Genomic DNA, 20,183 nt, shown 5'->3' on the forward strand with positions numbered 1-20,183 from the left:
GATTAGCGTCCTACTGGACGCATCTGCTTGTTGATACTATACCCCCACCGCCACTTCGTTCGGCGGTGGGGGTTATTCAGGTATTGTCCTGCCGGACAATAAATTAGCAATATTTATTATCAAATGCTAAAGTTGAGTTAAAGTAAGTAATAAAACCAGGACATAACGAAATCGCAACGAAAACACTCGCCCAACTGGATTTTATAGCCTTAAAAGTTGCCTATCTCGTTAATTTTTACGAAATTTGCAAATTAAAAGAAAATAAAACTTGATAATGGAAATAACAGCACAGCAACTTGCTGCAATGGTGGGCGGAACCGTAGATGGTGACAGCAACGTCGTCATCAATAATTACGCAAAAATTGAGGAAGCACAGGCAGGATGTCTCACTTTCCTCGCTAACCCCAAATACACTCATTTCATCTATGAAACCCAGGCTTCGGCAGTCCTGGTGCGCAATGACTTTAAGCCCGAGCAAGAAGTAAAGACCACACTGATTCGAGTAGAAGATCCTTACGCAACCCTGGCACAACTGCTCAACTACGTGAATAGCCTCATGCAACCCAAGCGTGTGGGCGTTGAGCAACCAGCTTTTGTCAGCGAGGGTGTAGAACTCCCCGAGGGCACTTACGTGGGTGCTTTTGCCTATGTAGGGAAAAATGTGAAACTGGGAAAGAATGTAAAGGTTTACCCGCAGGTTTATGTGGGCGACGGTGTTGAGCTGGGCGACGATGTGGTCCTCTACCCTGGCGTAAAGATATATCATGGTTGCAAGATTGGCAACCGCTGCATGATACATTCTGGCACAGTAATAGGCAGTGACGGTTTCGGACAAGCACCGCAAGCCGATGGCACTTTCCAGAAGATCGCCCAAGTGGGCATCGTCATCATCGAAGACGACGTGGAAATCGGCGCCAACACTACTATCGACCGTGCTACAATGGGTGCTACCGTCATAAAGAAAGGCGTGAAACTCGACAACCTCATCCAGGTGGCACACAATGTTGAGATTGGTGAGAACACCGTGATGGCTGCGCAAGTGGGTATCGCAGGCTCAACCAAGATTGGCCGCAATAACATGATTGGCGGACAGGTAGGTTTTGCCGGACACATCACCGTGGGCGACTACAACGGTATAGGCGCTCAGAGCGGTGTGCCTAACAGCGTGGGCGACAAGCAGCGTCTTCTCGGTGCTCCTGCTATCAACGCTCTCGAATTTGCACGTCAGCAGGTTTACTTCAAGCGATTAGGCGAGATGACTGCCGACATCAAGGCTCTCAAGAAGGAAATCGCTAAACTGCGTGACGAAAAAGAATAAAAAACATCAACGAAACATATATTAAAATCACAATGAAACAACGTACATTAAGCAGTGAATTTACACTGAGCGGCAAGGGTCTTCACACTGGCCTTCAAATTGATGCTACTTTCAAACCCGCTGAGGTAAATACAGGTTATGTATTCAAGAGAATCGACATGGAAGCACAGCCCACTATCGAGGCTGTTGCCGAAAACATAATTGAAACCACACGTGGCACAGTGATTGCTGCACGTGGCAACAAAGATGCACGCGTGAGCACTATCGAGCACGCACTATCTGCTCTTTATGCAGCAGGCATCGACAACTGCCTCATCGAGGTAAATGCCCCCGAGCTACCCATCCTCGATGGCAGCGCAATAGAGTATGTCAACAAGATTGAAGAAGTAGGCTTCACTGAGCAAGAGGCCGATAAGGAATTCTATATCGTCAAGCAACGCATCAAAGTCACCGACCCCGAGACTGGTTCGTCACTCATCATGCTCCCCGATGATGAATTTTCAGTTGACACAATGATAGAATTCAACTCACCCGTGCTCAACAACCAGTTTGCATCGCTCGACTCAATGGATAACTTCAAGGACGAGATCGCTGCTAGCCGCACGTTTGTTTTCGTTCGTGAGGTTCTGCCACTCGTTGAGCTCAACCTCATCAAGGGTGGAGACCTCGACAACGCTATCGTCATCCACGACACCCCCATGAAGCAAGAAGAACTTGACAAACTTGCCGACCTCATGAAGGTTGACCACAAGAATGTAGAAGAATTGGGTTATCTCAACAACAAGGCTCTTGCTTTCCACAACGAGCCCGCACGCCACAAGTTGCTTGACCTCATCGGCGACCTCGCACTCATAGGCCGTCCCGTGAAAGGACGCATCATCGCAACTCGCCCAGGCCACACTATCAACTCTAAACTCACCAAGCAGATACGCAAGGAACTCCGCGCACAGAACATACAGGCTCCCGTCTATGACCCCAACGTGGCTCCAGTCTTCGACGTGAACAAGATACGCACTATGCTCCCCCACCGTTTCCCCTTCCTAATGGTTGATAAGGTGATTGAAAAAGGTGAGAACTATATCGTGGGCGTGAAAAATGTTTCAGGAAACGAGCCTTTCTTCACTGGCCATTTCCCCACCGAGCCTGTCATGCCTGGTGTGCTGCAAGTCGAGGCTATGGCACAAGTGGGTGGTCTGCTCGTTCTAAGCCAGGTTGACGAACCCGAACGCTACTCAACTTACTTCATGAAAATTGACAACGTGAAATTCCGTCAGAAAGTCGTTCCTGGCGACACACTCATTTTCCATCTGTCACTCATGACACCCATCAGGCGCGGTTGCGCAGTGATGAAGGGCTATGCTTTCGTGGGAGAGAAAATCGTGAGCGAGGCCGAGTTCATGGCACAAATCATTAAGAATAAATAACAAATACGTTCATATAGAATAATGGATTACAAAGAGTTACAACCACTTGCAAGCATTCATCCTGATGCAGTCATCGGCAAAGACGTCAAGATAGGTCCTTTCGTTACCATCGACGCTAATGTAGAGATAGGCGACGGAACAATCATCGACAGCAACGTCACTATTCATTCAGGTGCCCGCATCGGCAAGAACTGCCACATCCATTCAGGCGCAGTGGTAAGCGACATCCCCCAGGACCTCAAATTCAAGGGTGAGGACACAGTGGCCATCATCGGCAACAACACCTCTATCCGCGAATTCGTTACCATTCACCGCGGCACTGCGTCAAAGGGCAAAACCGTCATTGGAAACAACTGCCTCATCATGGCATACTGCCATGTGGCACACGATTGCTGCCTGGGCGACCACGTCATCATGTCTAACACTGTGCAACTCGCAGGTGAAGTTGTTATCGACGACTGGGCAGTAGTGGGCGGCGGGGCACTTGTTCATCAGTTCACTCACATCGGCAAGCACGTCATGCTGCAAGGCGGTTCGCTGGTCAACAAAGACCTCCCGCCCTACGTCATGGCAGGTCGCTACCCGTTGTCTTACGAAGGTGTAAACGCTGTGGGTCTCAAGCGCCGGGGCTTCACCAAGGAGCAAATTTACACTATACAGGATGTGTACCGCGCACTGTACCTGTCACGCCTCAACACCAAGGATGCCTTGGCTAAAATAGAAGCAGAAATACCCGCTTCCCCCGAACGCGACGAAATCGTGAACTTTGTCCGCGCTAGCGAACGCGGCATCGTGCGCATCGGAATCTAAATTCAAAAAATCATCATAAAAGGGCATCTCCACTTTCGGAAATGCCCTTTTTTATTCTATAATATAGTATTCCAAGATATTAGTGTCCGCTAAAAGTCACAACATTAGCCCGTGCCGCGACCAGCGAATCTCCCTTAAAATGGTGGACTCTGTCCACAAAATAAAAATTCTCTATCTATCAGGTATTTATATTTTGCTTGCCGAGCAAGCCATTTTCTATGCGAAGCAATAAAAAATATTTTCTTTTTTCCGGACACTAACGATTCCAAGACAGCTGATTTGAACCCCAAAACCTCTTACTTCTCAATCTGCTGTAATTTCTTTCCTTCTCCTAGCTTATAATAAATATTGCGAAGCGCGTTTTTCACGTCCTCGTTAGATTTGTCCTGTTCATATGCCTTTTCAAAGTGAGGCAAAGCATTGCGGTAAAGCGGATTTGCTTTCTCTGCCAGCTTACGTCCCGACAGACGAGGAAACTTCTCGGACACCATTGTCGCTTCATTATAATAATAACGCCCCACGTTGAAATGACCTTGTGAGTTCTCAGGATCAAGTTCTATACATTTTTGATAGAAAGGCAACGCCTTCTCCATTCCGTCTTTCTGCTCAACAACCAACCCCTTGAGGTTAAATATCTCGGCATCATGGTCATTCTCGGCAATTACCTCGTCAAGCAACTTACCAGCCTTGTCAAATTCCTTGTTGTTAATATTGTCATTAATCAGCACACGCACAAACTGCGGTTCAGATGCCCCAAACCGTGAATAAGCCTCACGCGCGAGTGAGATTATTCCACGCTCATCGTATATTGCCGACAAGCACACTAGTGCATAGTCGTAACACTCTTTCTTGCAGTACCCCTTTGCACGGGCTTTGGCAAAATAATCAACTGCACTTTTATTTTCACCCTTCTGCCACATGGCCAGCGCCTGATAAAACCTCACCTGCCCTATCACGGTATCGGCCAGGGCATGAGTAATATTGTCGTTGATTGTGCAAAATATCTCCCATGCATCAAATGCTCCGTTCCAGTCTTTATTGTTATACAGATCTCCGCCCGCGGTATTATAGTCGGAGTGATGTGACGCTATCTTGCTAGTGATTTCGCCCGAATACTTTGTCTTGAATTTAGGAGCACCTGTTTTCTTGTCAATTTTGGCATTACCTTTTTTATCAACTTCAACAATAGTATCCAGCGACAATGCCTTGCAGAATCCAGCATATCCGTCGATGAGAGCATGTCCCATCGCTTTCACATCAACTTTCTTTCCCACGCTTTTCGCATCCATGCAACGGTCATAGTAACCATACTGCAACTTACCTTGCAGATACCAGGTCTCAGCCACTTCCTTCGTTTCGTCGTGAGAAAGGGCTGGTTTGAGAGTTGTTAATGCACCTTTATAAGTGTCGGCAGTGAGCGACAACGAGTTGAGTTTTTTCTTTACCTCACCCAGCACACGATGTTGCCCCATTGCGCTGAATGTAACTGCGACTGAAAGAAATAATGTAATTAATGATATGCGTTTCACAAGTGTATATGTACTGTTATAAGAATATTAAGTAATTTTTCCCCTATGGAAAACGCTGCACACGACTTGCGTGTGCAGCGTCAATATAAATCTAAATTAATTTACTTTGCCGATTTGAGAAGCTCAAGCTTGTACTGGATATCATCAAGATAAGCCTGTGCATTGCACTGGTCGTCAAGCTCTTTAGCCTTCTCGAAGTAAGGAATTGCTTCTTCGAAGAGGGGAATCAACTTCGGAGCAAGCTGCTTGTTGCTAGCGTCAAGATTCTCGTCGATAATCTTCTGTGCCTTCTTGTAGAGGCAGTCGCCGCAGCGCAACTGTGCCATTGCATTGCTGGGGTCAAGTTCGATAGCCTTGTGGTAGAACGACTCGGCAGCTTCAAAACCCTTGTCCTGCTCTACGATAAAGCCCTTGAGATACTGCAGGAAACCTGTGTTCTTTTCAGCAGCACACTTGTCAACAAAAGCATTTGCCTTGTCAATGGCCTTCTCGTTTACGCACTGCTCAACAAACAGAGCAACACTGTTGTTTCTCACAACCGAAATGTCAGTGCTCTCGAAGCCCATAGCCTCAGCCTTGTTTGACAAATCATAAGCTGTTTCATACTGCTTCAGGTTAAATGCCATATAAGCCTGCATGAACAATACCTGACCTACATCAGAAGATTTAACACGATCCTTGAAGGCGTCGCTTTGAAGTCCTTTAGCATAGAGATCATAAGCATCAAAAGCCTTCTGGAAATCCTGAGCTTTGTAGTAAGCATCACCAATGGGGCCATAGTCTCCTACGTGTCCGTTGAGGATTGAAACAACTTCAGCCGAGAATTTAGTCTTGAATTTGGGCTTACCTGTCTTCTTGTCGATTTTGGGTTCGCCTGTCTTCTTGTCAACCTCAATGATTGTGTCACATGCAAGCACCTGCTTCAACAGGTCAACACCCTGCATAAAGATTTCGGCACGTTCCTTGGCTGTAACATCCTCTGCATTCTTGTCCTTCACCAGCTGAAGCTGGAAATCTGCACTCATCTTGTCATATTTCTCGATTGCAGCCTTACCCTGTGCAAACAAAGATGCTGCATCCTGTGCTGCGGCACTGCCAGCAAGCAGTGAAGCACATGCTAAGAAAAGAATTGATTTTTTCATCTGTCTATAAGTTTAAATTGGTTATTGTTCAACATTATTCTCATTCTCTTCAACGCCATCGTTTCCGGCAGCGTTGTCGGTTGTGTTATTGTTCACGTCCTCAACCACCTCGTCAAATGCATGCTCCACGCTTTGCTCATCGGTTGCCTCGGGCTCTGTATCAACCTTGCATACTGATGCAATCTCATCGTTCTTGCGCTCAAGGTTAATCAAGCGAACACCCTGGGTTGCACGACCCATCACACGCAGGTCTTTAACACGCAGGCGAATGATGATACCGCTCTTGTTGATGATCACAAGGTCGTTCTCATCGTTCACATTGCGTATTGAGATAAGTTTACCTGTGCGCTCTGTGATATTCATTGTCTTCACACCCTTCGCGCCACGGTTGGTCACGCGATAATCCTCAAGCTTGCTGCGCTTACCCATACCTTGTTCCGATACTACAAGAACATCATCCTGGGTGTTGGCACGCATGCAGATCATGCCCACGATTGCGTCACCTTCGCCGTCGAGAGTCATACCTCTCACACCGGTAGCGGTGCGGCCCATCACACGAACCTTGCTCTCATTGAAGCGTATTGCGCGTCCATTGCGGTTAGCAAGGATTATCTCGCTGTCGCCTTCAGTCATCACTGCGCCCACGAGGCAATCATCTTCAAGGATGTTGATTGCACGCACACCGGTAGCACGTGGACGTGAGAAGTCTTTAAGGCTGGTACGTTTCACGATGCCATTCTTTGTGGCAAACATGATGTAATGCGACTCATTGTATTCGGGATCGAGCAGCTTGGTAGCACGCACGAATGCCAAGATGCGATTCTCCGGACCCAGGTTAAGCAAGTTCTGGATAGCACGTCCCTTGCTGTTCTTTGTGCCCTCGGGAATTTCAAATACTCGCAACCAGTAGCAACGGCCCTGCTCGGTGAAGAACAGCATGTAGTTGTGGTTAGTTGCCTCATATACAAACTCGATGAAGTCCTCGTCGCGGGTGTCGCTGCCTTTGGCTCCCACACCACCACGGTTCTGCGCACGGTACTCGCTCAGCGGAGTGCGCTTTATGTAACCGAAGTGAGAGATAGTGATAATCATGGGATCATCGCTATAGAAGTCCTCGGCGTTCATCTCATCGGCAGAGTATTCGATAACGGTCTTGCGCTCGTCGCCGAATTTCTCCTTCACCTCGATCAGCTCGTCCTCTATCACCTTGCGGCACACGGCGGGATCGTTGAGAATTGACTCCAGGAACGCAATCTGCTTCATCACTTCCTCCAACTCGTTGCGCAGCTTGTTCTGCTCCAGGTTAGTGAGCTGGCGCAAACGCATTTCCACGATTGCACGCGTCTGCACTTCGTCCAGACTGAAGCGTTCGCCCAAGCGGCTCATCGCTTCCTCGGTGGTCTTGCTGCTTTTGATGATTGCAATTACCTCGTCAATATTGTCGCTTGCCACAATGAGTCCTTCAAGGATGTGAGCACGGTCTTGAGCCTTCTTGAGCTGGAACTTTGTGCGACGTATCACCACATCGTGGCGATGGTCAAGGAAATATTGCAGGAGTTGCTTCAAGTTCACCGTCTGCGGGCGTCCGTTAACCAGACACACATTGTTCACGCTGAACGATGACTGCAACTCGGTCATCTTATACAATTTATTGATGATGACATTAGCGTTCTGGTCTCTCTTCACGTCAACCACGATGCGCATACCGTGACGGTCGCTTTCATCGTTGACATCGCTGATGCCTTCAATCTTCTTTTCTTCAACCAAGCGTGCTATTGACATGATGAGTTCACGACGATTCACATTATAAGGAATCTCTGTGATGATAATCTTGTCATGTCCATGCTCGCTCTCAATTTCAGTCTTGCCACGCACAACTATGCGTCCACGGCCGGTTTCAAATGCGTCTCTCACGCCCTGGTAGCCATAAATGATGCCACCGGTGGGGAAATCAGGAGCTTTGACATACTGCATGATGTCCTCGACTTCCATCTCGGGGTTCTCAAGCAGTGCCACGCAACCGTCGATACACTCGCTCAAATTGTGAGGAGGCATATTGGTGGCCATACCCACAGCGATACCCGATGCTCCGTTCACGAGCAAGTTAGGGAAACGTGTTGGCAAAACTGTAGGCTCCGAGAGTGTGTTGTCAAAGTTAGGCTCGAAATCAACAGTATCCTCGTCGAGGTTATCCATCATAAGCTCGCCCATCTTGTCAAGGCGGGTCTCTGTGTAACGCATCGCAGCAGGACTGTCACCATCGATTGAACCATAGTTACCCTGGCCATCTACCAGAGGATAACGCATTACCCACTCCTGGGCCATACGCACCATTGCATAGTAAACCGACGAGTCGCCATGGGGATGGTACTTACCGAGCACATCACCCACGATACGGGCCGACTTCTTGTAAGGTGCATTTGAGAAGTTTTTCAACTTCGCCATACCGAAGAGGACCCTGCGGTGCACGGGCTTGAAACCGTCGCGCACATCAGGCAAGGCACGGGCCACAATCACCGACATAGAGTAGTCGATGTAGGATTGCCTCATCTCCTGTTCGATATTGATCTCTAAAATACGATCACTGTTCATAATTCACTTAAAAATTTATCAATTCTGCGACACCGCACCGCAGGCTCTCTATGGCCCAAGGCTAGCACGAATGCCACTATATTATAAATAACTTACAAATTTAAGCATTTTTCCTCACATCTCATCGCTTTTGCCACAACTATTTTGCAATTATCATGGCACAATTATTGCATTTCTACTATAAATATTTGCAACAAGGATGTTTTGGCCCTTAAATGCCTCAATTTTCCTTTTTGACACGGCAACGTAATATAAGTTTAAAGAGACAATGAAAAAAATTAAATATACCAATGCAATCCAATATGGCAAGCGGTTCAACACTCCGCTGCCGGTTGCAGGATTAGACTATCCCGAGGAAGAGGAAGAGGATGACGACTTGGCCGACGACGACCGTGACCAGTCTCAGCCTGTCCCCTCTGGCAATGAAACGCACACACAGCGACGAAATGTCACAAAGGGTGACAATAATGACACACCTGTCATTGACAAATATGGCAAAGACATAACCCGTGCCGCTGCCAACGATGAGCTCGACCCTGTCGTTGGACGTGAAAAAGAGATTGAACGACTGGCGCAGATACTCAGCCGACGCAAGAAAAACAACCCTGTCCTCATCGGCGAACCCGGTGTGGGCAAGAGTGCTATTATCGAAGGCCTGGCCAAGCGCATCATCGACCGCAAGGTCGCTCGCGTGCTCATGGACAAGCGCATCGTGTCGCTCGACATGGCATCGGTCGTTGCCGGAACTAAGTATCGCGGGCAGTTTGAGGAACGTGTTAAAGCCATCGTTGACGAGGTCGCCAAGCACCCTAATATAATTCTGTTTATCGACGAAATTCACAATATCGTGGGTGCTGGCAATGCCAGCGGGTCTATGGATGCGGCCAATCTGCTCAAACCAGCGCTTGCACGCGGCGAGTTCCAATGCATCGGTGCAACGACTCTCGACGAGTATCGCAAGAACATTGAGAAAGACGGTGCACTCGAGCGTCGTTTCCAGAAGGTAATCGTTGACCCAACATCGGCCGAAGAGACATTAGAAATTCTCCACAACATCAAGGACGTATATGAGAAACATCATGGCGTCTCATATACAGAAAAGGCTTTAGAAGCTTGCGTCAAACTCACCGACCGCTACATCAGTGACCGTTTCTTCCCCGACAAGGCTATTGATGCCCTTGACGAGGCTGGTTCACGCGTACACATTTCCAAAGTTGTTGTACCCAAGGAGATCAGTGACCTTGAAGAACGCATTGTCATTGCCCAAGACAATAAGTTCCGTGCTGTGCAGGAACAAAATTTCGAAAGCGCGGCCAACTACCGCGACCAGCAGGAACGCTTGAAACTTGAATTGGAATATGCCAAGCAAAAGTGGGAAGAAGAACTCGACTCACGGCGTGAGGTAGTCGATGAGGCCGATGTTGCCGAGGTTGTTGCGCTCATCACAGGCGTTCCCGTGCAACGCATCGCCCAAGCCGAAGGCATCAGACTGCTTGGCATGGGTGACGAACTCAAAAAACTCATCATAGGCCAGGACGAAGCTATTGACAAGATTGTGCGCGCCATCCGCCGCAATCGTGCCGGACTGCGCGATCCCAATCGCCCCATCGGCTCGTTCATGTTCCTTGGTCCCACTGGCGTAGGTAAAACGCTGCTTGCCAAGCGTCTCGCTGAATTTCTTTTCAACTCTCCCGATGCTCTCATACGCATCGACATGAGCGAATACATGGAGAAGTTCAATGTGTCGCGACTCGTGGGTGCGCCTCCGGGATATGTGGGCTATGAAGAGGGCGGACAACTCACCGAGAAAGTGCGCCGTCACCCCTATTCTGTCGTCCTTCTCGACGAAGTGGAAAAAGCTCACCCCGATGTGTTCAATATGCTATTGCAAGTGCTCGACGAGGGCATGCTCACCGATAGCCTGGGTCGCAAGGTCAACTTCAAGAACACTATTGTCATCATGACATCCAACATAGGTACACGCGAACTCAAGGAATTTGGCGCCGGCGTGGGTTTCAACACATCGGTCATCACTCGCGAACGCAGCGACGCCGTCATCCGCAAGGCACTTAACCGTTCATTCTCTCCCGAGTTCCTCAACCGTGTCGATGACATAATCACGTTCAGTTCGCTCGACCACGACAACATCCTGCGCATCATCGACATCGAACTCAAGTCGTTCTACGATCGCGTTGCACAAAACGGGCTCATACTCAAAATCACTCCTGCGGCAAAGGACAAGGTTGCCGATCTGGGATTTGACCCGCAGTACGGCGCAAGACCGCTCAAACGTGCTATTCAGAGCTACATCGAAGATCCCCTCAGCGAGCTGTTGCTCCGCGAAGAGGCTGCTGCGGGCGACACTATTGTCATCGACTTGAACGACGACGAGGTTGTAACTCATGTAGAGAAAGAACCAGCGTTACAAACCAACGAATAAAAATCAAACACTATAAACATTTTAACACTATGGCAAAAGGTTCAATTGGGGTAACAACAACCAACATTTTCCCCGTTATCAAAAAATTCCTTTATAGCGATCACGAAATTTTCTTGCGTGAGCTCGTGTCTAACGCTATAGACGCAACCCAGAAACTCAAAACACTGGCCTCGGCTGGTGAATTCAACGGCTCTACCGAGGGTCTCACCGTGAGCGTGAGCATCGACAAAGAAGCCGGCACACTCACCGTTACCGATAATGGCATCGGTATGACTGCCGACGACGTTGACAAATACATCAACCAAATCGCATTCTCGGGCGCCGAGGAGTTCCTCAACAAGTACAAAGACAGCGCTAATGCAATCATCGGTCACTTTGGACTCGGTTTCTACTCTGCCTTCATGGTGTCGAAGAAAGTTGAGATACGCACCCTTTCTTATAAAGAAGGCGCTAAAGCCGTATGCTGGACTTGCGATGGTTCGCCCGAGTATGAGATGAGCGAATGCGAGAAAACCGACCGCGGCACCCAGATTATACTCCACATCGACGACGAGGAAAAGGAGTTCCTGGAGCAATCACGCATCAACGCTTTGCTCACCAAGTACTGCCGCTTCATGCCCGTGCCCGTGGTGTTCGGCAAAGAGCAAGAATGGAAAGACGGAAAGTATGTGGACACCGATAAAGACAAAGTTATCAACGACGTAGAGCCGCTGTGGACACGCAAGCCCACCGAGCTCAAAGATGAGGACTACCTCAATTTCTACCACGCTATCCAGCCCGGTCAAGAAGACCCATTGTTCTGGATTCACCTCAACGTTGACTTCCCATTCACACTCACAGGCATTCTCTACTTCCCCAAAATCAAGAACAACCTCGACATACGCAAAGATCGCATCCAGCTCTATTGCAACCAGGTCTTCGTCACCGATAGCGTCGAAGGTGTAGTTCCCGAGTTCCTCATGCTCCTGCAAGGCGTTATCGACTCACCCGACATTCCATTGAACGTCTCACGTTCTTATCTTCAGGCCGACCGCAACGTCAAGAAGATTTCGTCTTACATCACCAAGAAAGTCGCTTCACGCCTCGAAGAAATCGCCAAGAACGATCCCAAGGCATTCGAGGAGAAATGGAACGACATCAAGGTGTTTATCGAGTATGGCATGCTCAGCGATGAGAAATTCTGCGACAGCGCCATGAAATTTGCCCTTCTGGAGGACACCGATGGCAAGTTTTTCAAGCATGAAGACTACAAGAAACTCGTTGAAGGCGAGCAGACCGACAAGGACGGAAATCTCATCTACCTCTATGCAACCGACAAGGACGCGCAGTACACCTACATCAAGGCAGCAACCGACAAGGGCTACAGTGTCCTGCTCATGAACGGACAACTCGACGTGCCATTTGTGGGAATGCTCGAGCAAAAGAACGAAAAGACACGCTGCGTGCGTGTCGATAGCGACGTCGTGGAGCGTCTCATCGTGAAAGAAAACTTCACAGCAGTAGAGCTCACACAAGCACAGCAAGACCTGGGCAACACTTTATTCCAGTCGCAAGTACCAGCTATCGACAAGGCAAACTTCAGCGTTAACTACGCAGCACTCGGTGTCGACGACCAACCCATAGTCATCACACAGAGCGAGTACATGCGCCGCATGAAAGAAATGGCACAGTTCCAGCCCGGCATGAGTTTCTATGGCGAGTTCCCCGACAGCTATACCCTCACGCTCAACAGCAACCACCGTCTCATCAAGGACACAATTGAGAATGCCGAGAAAGCGCTCGAAGCCGAACTCAAACCCATCAGTGAAGAGCTCGAGGCAACAGAGAACGTGATCAACGCATTGCGCAGCCTCGACAAAGACGGCAAGGGCGTGCCCGAGGAGAAGAAGCAAGACCTCAAGGACAACGAAGCAAGGGCTAACGAGCTGCGCGATAAGAAGAAAGCAGCAATCGCAGCCTATGCTGCCGGGCAGGACAAAGTGCACCAGCTCATCGACATTGCCCTCTTGAGCAATGGTCTCCTCAAGGGCGAAGCACTTTCAACCTTCCTCCGTCGCTCTGTAGATCTTCTGTAAACAGTAATACAACCCATTAACAAAGTGGTCGCCTGCCTAAACAGCAAGCGACCACTTTTTTATGAATTACATTAAGGTGGGTTCTATTAATTATGTCGAGGCGATTTTGAGATATGTTTTGAGTAGATTTTTGACAACGACGGAGTCGTTACACTGCATCGTAACCGATGGTCGAGACCGTCGGAGATGCCAAAACAGGCTCAAAAGCGAGCGAAAAAATTAATAACTATACCCCAGAATTAATAGAACCCACCTTAAACTATTTTTTACCAAATAGCAACGCGGTCTTCGGGGGTGCGATACATCTTGTCGCCTTCCTTGATATCAAATGCTTTGAAGAAGGGGTCAAGGTTGCGGATTGCCACGTTCACACGATTGACGCCAAGCGAATGGGGGTCAACCTTGGTGCGACGCAGGATTTCTTCCTTTGTGATGTTAGCAGCCCACACGTTAGCATAGCTCAAGAAGAAGCGCTGGTCACCAGTAAAACCATCAATCTTCGTTTCGCTCTTGCCCTGCTCGGTCTTCTTGAATGCACTGTAAGCAACACGCAGGCCACCATGATCGGCGATATTCTCACCCATTGTGAACTGACCATTGGCGTGCACATCGTCGGCAACAATTTCAGCACTGTATTGTGCGCCAAGTTTATCGGCAAGTACTTGGAACTGCTTAGCATCCTCCTCAGTCCACCAGTCAACCATATCACCATTGTGGTCAAAGTTACGGCCCTGATCATCAAATCCGTGAGTCATCTCATGACCGATAACCACACCTATAGCACCATAGTTGCAAGCATCATCGGCATTGGGGTCGAAATAAGGAGCTTGAAGGATTGCAGCGGGGAAGCAGATTTCATTGCTTGAGGGCTCATAGTAAGCATTAACAGTCTGGGGAGTCATCCACCAGCGGTCCTTATCCACAGGTTTGTCAAGCTGGCTGTATTCAAAGCGAGCCTCGCTCATGCGAGCGCACATCACGTTGGTCCAGTAAGGTTTAGCGGGGTCAATATCAATGTCGCTATAATCGCGCCACTTGTCGGGATAACCAATCTTCACGGTGAAACTGTTGAGCTTCACGAGTGCGTTAACCTTGGTCTTGGGGCTCATCCATGTGAGGCCGGCGATGTGCTCGCCCAGGGCTACCTTGAGGTTGTCAACGAGTTTCTGCATCTTCTTCTTGCTGTCGGCAGGGAAATATTTAGCAACATAAAGTTGGCCCACTGCTTCGCCAAGCAATGTGTTGGGCACGTTGAGCGCACGCTTCCAGCGAGGCTGCATCACCTTCTTGCCCGACATCGCTTTGCTATACATATCGAAGTTTGCCTGAACGAAATCGTCACTCAAATAGTTGGCAGCAGCATCGATATATTTGAACTGCAAGTAATCCTTGATAGCGTCCTCTTTGAGTGAACCAAGCAACTCGTTAACCTTTGTAATAGAGTTGGGTTGGAACACGCACACTTCTTTTACGTTCTTCACGCCCACGCCTGCAAAGTAAACGTTCCAGTCAATGTTGGTGTACTTTGCTTTAAGTTCGTCAACGGTCATCACATTATACAGTTTGCTGTAGTCACGAGTCTCTTCACGAGACATAGCAACGGCTGCAAGCGCATTTTCGATGTCCATTACATTTTTAGCTTTCTTCTTTGCATCGCCTTTCTTGACGCCCACTAGCGTGAATACCTTGGCAATATACTCGGTGTAAGCCTTACGAATCTTTACGGTAGATTCGTCATTCTCAAGATAATAGTCACGGTCGCCCATACCTATACCACCTTGCGTGAGGTAAAGCATATTCACAGTAGAGTGTTTGAGGTCGGCCATCACTTGTGAATCAAAGAAGGGGCCAGCCACACCATTGTGCATCCAAGCAATAACCGAAGTGAAATCGGCACGTTTAGCAGCTTTAATTTTATCAAGGTCGGCAACCAAGGCAGCATAACCTTCGTTGTTAAGGCGTGTGCTGTCCATACCCATTGCATAGAGGTCGCCCACCTGCTGCTTGATAGAACCCTTCTGATGGCCAGTGCCCAGGTTCATGATAAGGTCCTTAACTTGCTCGCGGCTGTTCTCGGCAAGCTGGTCAAAAGTACCGAAACGAGCATACTGGGGGTCGAGAGGATTGTTCTTCATCCATCCTCCGCATGCATACTTGTAGAAATTCTCACCAGGAGCCACCGATGTATCAAGATTGGCAGCATCCACACCCTTAGGAGTTCCTGCATTCATTGTCATAGACATAACACAAGCCATGGCAACAGAAGTCATAATTTTTTTAATCATAAAATCTTGTTATATTTATATAATATTATTTATTCATAATTATAGTGCGCTGCTAGCGCACAACACGCACTTGCAGTGCTCGCTCTAGAAATTAACCCCATCCACTTCCAATCAAGAGAGTTGTTCGCTTGCTTCTTCCCATTCTAGCATTGTTTCTTCAAGCTGGGTGTTGAGTTGAGCGTGGCGAGTGTAAATATCGGGGGCACTTGATGAACCTGTTGCAAGCTCGTCCTCGATTTCCTTGATTTTCTGTTCAAGATCGTTGATCAATTCTTCTAACTGCTTGACGCGTTTCACTGCTTGCTTTGCTTTGCGATCACGCTCTTTCTGTTCCATGTAACTGAGTTTGCCAGTTGATGGAGTGTTATCGGCATTTTCTTTTTTTACAACATCCTTGGCTTCAAGCTGTTGCAGTGAGTCAAGTTTCTTCTTCTCCAAGAAATCGTAGATGCCGCCCAGGTGTTCCTTAACCACCCCCCCACCGAATTCATAGACCTTATCAACAAGTCCGTCAAGGAAATAACGGTCGTGCGAAACAACGACTACAGTTCCGTCAAAGTCACGGATAGCATCTTTGAGGATGTCTTTAGTGCGCATGTCGAGGTGATTAGTGGGTTCGTCAAGTATAAGGAAATTGACAGGTTCAAGCAATAGTTTTATCATTGCGAGACGGCTTTTCTCTCCACCCGACAACACCTTCACCTTTTTCTCACTTGCCTTGCCGCCAAACATAAACGCACCTAGCAGGTCGTTGATGCGAGTGCGTATGTCGCCCACAGCCACGCGGTCGATAGTGTCAAAGACCGTTATCTCACCATCAAGCAACTGCGCCTGATTTTGAGCGAAATAACCTATCTTGACGTTGTGTCCTATCTTCAACTCGCCCGAGTGCTCAATCTCGTTCATGATACACTTCACGAGCGTAGTCTTTCCAGCACCATTCTTGCCCACAAATGCAACTTTCTCGCCACGTTTGATTGTAAAAGTGACATTGTGGAACACATTCAACGTGCCATAATCCTTGCGCACTTCGTCGGCAATCACAGGATAGTCACCCGAGCGTGGTGCTGGTGGGAATTTAAGTCGCAGTCTCGAGTTATCAACCTCGTCAACCTCGATACGCTCTATCTTCTCAAGCTGCTTGATGCGGCTTTGCACCTGCACGGCTTTAGTTGCCTTATAGCGAAACTTCTCGATAAAGTCCTCGGTGTCGTGAATGAGTTTCTGCTGGTTTTCGTAGGCACGGCGTTGTTGCTCAAGGCGTTCCTTGCGCAGTTCTACGAAGTGCGAATAGTTGACCTGGTAGTCATAGATTCGTCCCAGGGAGATTTCTATGGTGCGGGTTGTTACATTATCGATGAAAGCACGGTCGTGAGACACCAGCACCAGCGAGCCATTGCGGGTGGTCAGGAATGACTCCAACCACTGTATTGATTCAATGTCAAGGTGGTTAGTCGGCTCATCGAGCAAGAGCACATCGGGATTGAGCAGCAGTATTTTAGCCAGTCCAATGCGCATGCGCCAGCCGCCGCTAAATTCATTAGTGGGCCTATTGAAGTCGGTGCGTGCAAAGCCTAAGCCGATGAGTGTTTTCTCGATTTGAGCATCGATATTTTCGCTCTGCATCATTGTGCGAGCCTCGGTCTTGAGCGACAGCAGGTCGATGAGTTCTTGATAAGACTCGCTCTCATAGTCGGTGCGTTCGAGAAGTTCAGCGTTAAGTCGATTTATTGTCTCATCGAGTTCGTGCACGTGACTGAACGCCTTGTTCACTTCTTCAAGCACAGTCAAAGAATCGGTGAGCACCATCTGCTGGGGCAAATATCCTATGGTTATATCGACAGGCCTTGCCACTACTCCGCTGGTGGGGCTTTGCAAACCGGCTATTATCTTCAGCATAGTTGATTTGCCAGCACCGTTCTTGCCCACAAGAGCAATGCGGTCACGCTTGTTGATGACATAGTTAATATCCTTCAACAACACCTGGCTGCCGAACTCAACGTTCAATCCTTGTATAGAAATCATCTAACCAATTCTTACATTATTGCAAAGTGCTCTGCGGGGAGAAAACCTCCCCTCAGAGCACCGTTTTATATTACGATTTTTAACGATTTGGGCATCAATAATTGCGAGCGAAGATCACGCGACGAGCACTGGGTTTGCCAGTGTAGATGCACTTGCCGGGTTCATCTTCAGCGTCCATGGGGATGCAGCGGATTGTCGCCTTTGTCTCCTCCTTGATTTTCTCCTCGGTCTCGGTAGTGCCGTCCCAGTGAGCAAGAATGAAACCACCCTTCTCTATCTGTGCCTTGAATTCTTCCCATGTGTCAACCTTATAGGTCATCGACTCACGGTGGTTGAGGGCCTTGGTGAAGATGTTGTTCTGTATCTCGTCAAGCAAGTTCTTAACATATTCCTCGATACCCTCAAGAGCCACAGTCTGTTTCTCGAGCGTGTCACGACGCATCACCTCGACTGTACCAGCCTCGATGTCGCGGGCACCCAGCACGAGGCGAACAGGTACACCCTTAAGTTCGTAGTCGGCAAATTTGAAGCCAGGACGCTTGTTATCGGCATTGTCATACTTAACCGATACGCCCATGCCTTTGAGTTTAGCCACGATGGGGTTAACAACCTCATCAACCTGTGCAAGCTGCTCGGCATTCTTGTAAACAGGTACAATAACCACCTGAATGGGAGCCAACTTGGGAGGAAGCACGAGACCATTGTCATCGCTGTGAGTCATGATGAGAGCACCCATCAAGCGAGTAGATACGCCCCATGAAGTAGCCCAAACATATTCAAGCTGGTTCTCGTTGTTGATAAACTTAACGTCAAATGCCTTTGCAAAGTTCTGGCCGAGGAAGTGAGATGTACCGCTCTGCAGAGCCTTGCCGTCTTGCATCATTGCCTCGATGGTGTAGGTCTCTAACGCACCTGCAAAACGCTCGTTGGCTGTTTTCACACCCTTAACAACGGGAAGAGCCATGAAACGCTCGGCAAAGTCGCCATACACATTGAGCATCTCGATTGCCTTGTCTTGAGCCTCGTCCTTAGTTGCATGAGCAGTGTGACCTTCTTGCCACAAGAATTCAGCGGTGCGCAGGAACAAGCGTGTGCGCATTTCCCAACGGAACACGTTAGCCCACTGGTTCACGAGCAAAGGAAGATCGCGGTAAGAGTTAATCCAGTTGCGATAAGTGTTCCAGATGATAGTCTCTGATGTGGGGCGAATGATAAGTTCTTCCTCAAGACGAGCAGCGGGGTCAACCACGACACCATTGCCTGCGGGATCGTTCATGAGACGATAGTGGGTAACAACAGCACACTCCTTGGCAAAACCCTCAACATGGTCGGCTTCTTTGCTCAAGAATGACTTGGGAATGAGCAAGGGGAAATAAGCATTCTGCACTCCGCTCTCCTTGAACATATTGTCAAGTTCGCGCTGCATTTTCTCCCATATTGCATAACCATAAGGCTTGATTACCATACAGCCACGCACTGCCGACTGCTCTGCAAGGTCGGCTTTCACTACTAGTTCGTTGTACCATTGAGAGTAGTTTTCAGCTCTCTTGGTCAAGTTTTTCAACTCTTTTGCCATTTTCTTTTATATCGTTATTTTTTTATGTTCAATATTTTCAAGTCAATCTTGCCTTTCTTGGCAAGCTCCATCATGCTCTCTTCAGGCACAAGATAAATCTCCAAGCGACGATTTTTCTTGCGGTTTTCCATTGAGTCATTTGGAATTTCCATGCCTTTGTCATCAACACTTGGTGTTGTGGCTCCTAGTGCATAAGGGACAACAAAGTCAACCGACCCGTTGGCATCAATCCAGTCATACACAGCATTCACGCGGCAACGTGTCAGTTCCATTGTGTATTCGTCGCTGCCAGTGTCATCGCTGTGCATGAGCAACAGCATCTTGTAAAGCCCGGGAGTTTTGAGGAAGGGCAGCAATGGTTTCAATGCCACCTTGCCCACCTCGGTCAACACGGTGTCATTGGGCGCAAACAACTGGCTTGCGGGAAAGGTCATCATGATTACCTCTCCGTCACGCATAGTCCAGGTGTTAGGGTTCTTCTCATATAGTTTCTCGGCCACGACTCCCTGGAACTGGGCAATGCGTTCGGCGATATTGTCGTTAGCCGGGATTGGAGTCTCTAGGTTCTCATCAAATGTGAGTTCATAGATATCCACCACCTTCTTTTTAGCATGAATGGTCGGCACCGAGAGGGCAACGACCAGGACTGCTAATATATATTTTAAATATCTCATGTCATTATCAATCGTCTAGCGAATCTTCATAGTCGAGTTCAGCCACAACGATGCTTTCAACCATTTCTTGCGGAATCTTGTTGTCAGAGTCACGTTGCAACTGCTTTTTCACATAGGCTACCACCGCCTCAGTGTCAAACGCCTCGTCGGGGGCGTCATCGCTGAGCGAGTCGAAATAGTCAAACATAGTATCTACGAGCAACAGCAAATCATCCTCACTGCATGCTGCACTTTCGGGAACCTGGTTGCGAATAAACTTAATCGCGTCGTTATCATCAAATTCTTTCATATCC

Annotated in this window: 12 protein-coding genes and 1 pseudogene; 5 read left to right on the plus strand and 8 right to left on the minus strand. The window is 48.4% G+C overall.

Annotation, left to right across the window (positions count from 1 at the left end; genetic code table 11):
* Positions 1-274 precede the first annotated feature (274 nt).
* Genes lpxD through lpxA form a run of 3 tightly spaced genes read left to right on the plus strand, consistent with a single transcriptional unit; the run spans position 275 to position 3,552 of the window.
* A complete protein-coding gene (lpxD, locus tag ACKI3C_RS12990; RefSeq protein WP_407405758.1) occupies positions 275-1,318 on the plus strand; it encodes a UDP-3-O-(3-hydroxymyristoyl)glucosamine N-acyltransferase in 1,044 nt (347 codons plus the stop codon).
* 32 nt (positions 1,319-1,350) lie between these two features.
* Positions 1,351-2,742, plus strand: a complete 1,392-nt coding sequence (locus tag ACKI3C_RS12995) for a bifunctional UDP-3-O-[3-hydroxymyristoyl] N-acetylglucosamine deacetylase/3-hydroxyacyl-ACP dehydratase (protein ID WP_407405760.1) — start codon at positions 1,351-1,353, stop codon at positions 2,740-2,742.
* A gap of 21 nt (positions 2,743-2,763) precedes the next feature.
* Positions 2,764-3,552, plus strand: a complete 789-nt coding sequence (gene lpxA / locus ACKI3C_RS13000; protein WP_407405762.1) for an acyl-ACP--UDP-N-acetylglucosamine O-acyltransferase — start codon at positions 2,764-2,766, stop codon at positions 3,550-3,552.
* A 296-nt stretch (positions 3,553-3,848) separates the two neighbouring features.
* Here lpxA and ACKI3C_RS13005 read toward each other — a convergent pair whose 3' ends face one another.
* From ACKI3C_RS13005 to gyrA, 3 genes are all read right to left on the minus strand, one after another.
* On the minus strand, positions 3,849-5,081 hold the full coding sequence (locus ACKI3C_RS13005) for a hypothetical protein (protein WP_407405764.1): 1,233 nt from the start codon (positions 5,079-5,081) through the stop codon (positions 3,849-3,851).
* Between the two features lie 101 nt (positions 5,082-5,182).
* Positions 5,183-6,223, minus strand: a complete 1,041-nt coding sequence (locus ACKI3C_RS13010) for a hypothetical protein (RefSeq protein ID WP_407405766.1) — start codon at positions 6,221-6,223, stop codon at positions 5,183-5,185.
* Positions 6,224-6,244: 21 nt separating this feature from the next.
* Entirely contained in the window at positions 6,245-8,818 is a 2,574-nt protein-coding gene (gene gyrA, locus ACKI3C_RS13015; RefSeq protein ID WP_407405792.1) for a DNA gyrase subunit A, read from the minus strand.
* Between the two features lie 283 nt (positions 8,819-9,101).
* Between gyrA and ACKI3C_RS13020 the strand changes: the two are divergent.
* Both ACKI3C_RS13020 and htpG read left to right on the plus strand, forming a co-directional pair.
* Positions 9,102-11,255 (plus strand): annotated as a pseudogene (locus ACKI3C_RS13020) (ATP-dependent Clp protease ATP-binding subunit); the annotation flags it as partial.
* A 29-nt stretch (positions 11,256-11,284) separates the two neighbouring features.
* Positions 11,285-13,330, plus strand: a complete 2,046-nt coding sequence (gene htpG, locus ACKI3C_RS13025) for a molecular chaperone HtpG (RefSeq protein WP_407405768.1) — start codon at positions 11,285-11,287, stop codon at positions 13,328-13,330.
* A gap of 266 nt (positions 13,331-13,596) precedes the next feature.
* Here the strand turns inward: htpG and ACKI3C_RS13030 are convergent, their stop codons facing one another.
* The 5 genes from ACKI3C_RS13030 to ACKI3C_RS13050 all read right to left on the minus strand — a co-directional run bounded on the left by ACKI3C_RS13030 (position 13,597) and on the right by ACKI3C_RS13050 (position 20,179).
* Positions 13,597-15,615, minus strand: a complete 2,019-nt coding sequence (locus ACKI3C_RS13030; protein WP_407405770.1) for a M13 family metallopeptidase — start codon at positions 15,613-15,615, stop codon at positions 13,597-13,599.
* Between the two features lie 111 nt (positions 15,616-15,726).
* Positions 15,727-17,640 (minus strand): ABC-F family ATP-binding cassette domain-containing protein, encoded by a 1,914-nt coding sequence (locus tag ACKI3C_RS13035; protein ID WP_407405772.1) that lies wholly within the window; start codon positions 17,638-17,640, stop codon positions 15,727-15,729.
* A 94-nt stretch (positions 17,641-17,734) separates the two neighbouring features.
* Positions 17,735-19,216: a proline--tRNA ligase gene (gene proS, locus ACKI3C_RS13040; protein WP_407405774.1), complete on the minus strand. Its 1,482-nt coding sequence runs from the start codon at positions 19,214-19,216 to the stop codon at positions 17,735-17,737.
* 14 nt (positions 19,217-19,230) lie between these two features.
* Positions 19,231-19,890: a hypothetical protein gene (locus ACKI3C_RS13045; RefSeq protein WP_407405776.1), complete on the minus strand. Its 660-nt coding sequence runs from the start codon at positions 19,888-19,890 to the stop codon at positions 19,231-19,233.
* Positions 19,891-19,897: 7 nt separating this feature from the next.
* Positions 19,898-20,179: a hypothetical protein gene (locus ACKI3C_RS13050; protein ID WP_407405778.1), complete on the minus strand. Its 282-nt coding sequence runs from the start codon at positions 20,177-20,179 to the stop codon at positions 19,898-19,900.
* Positions 20,180-20,183: the final 4 nt, after the last annotated feature.

This window comes from Sodaliphilus sp., assembly GCF_045598405.1.
Classification (GTDB): domain Bacteria; phylum Bacteroidota; class Bacteroidia; order Bacteroidales; family Muribaculaceae; genus Sodaliphilus; species Sodaliphilus limicaballi.

Bases quoted from the DNA above. Each gene is read 5' to 3' on its own strand.
- ACKI3C_RS13030 (WP_407405770.1), bottom strand. From the start codon at position 15,615: ATGATTAAAAAAATTATGACTTCTGTTGCCATGGCTTGTGTTATGTCT.
- ACKI3C_RS13010 (WP_407405766.1), bottom strand. From the start codon at position 6,223: ATGAAAAAATCAATTCTTTTCTTAGCATGTGCTTCACTGCTTGCTGGC.
- ACKI3C_RS13050 (WP_407405778.1), bottom strand. From the start codon at position 20,179: ATGAAAGAATTTGATGATAACGACGCGATTAAGTTTATTCGCAACCAG.
- lpxA (WP_407405762.1), top strand. From the start codon at position 2,764: ATGGATTACAAAGAGTTACAACCACTTGCAAGCATTCATCCTGATGCA.
- ACKI3C_RS12995 (WP_407405760.1), top strand. From the start codon at position 1,351: ATGAAACAACGTACATTAAGCAGTGAATTTACACTGAGCGGCAAGGGT.
- ACKI3C_RS13035 (WP_407405772.1), bottom strand. From the start codon at position 17,640: ATGATTTCTATACAAGGATTGAACGTTGAGTTCGGCAGCCAGGTGTTG.
- lpxD (WP_407405758.1), top strand. From the start codon at position 275: ATGGAAATAACAGCACAGCAACTTGCTGCAATGGTGGGCGGAACCGTA.
- ACKI3C_RS13045 (WP_407405776.1), bottom strand. From the start codon at position 19,890: ATGAGATATTTAAAATATATATTAGCAGTCCTGGTCGTTGCCCTCTCG.
- proS (WP_407405774.1), bottom strand. From the start codon at position 19,216: ATGGCAAAAGAGTTGAAAAACTTGACCAAGAGAGCTGAAAACTACTCT.
- htpG (WP_407405768.1), top strand. From the start codon at position 11,285: ATGGCAAAAGGTTCAATTGGGGTAACAACAACCAACATTTTCCCCGTT.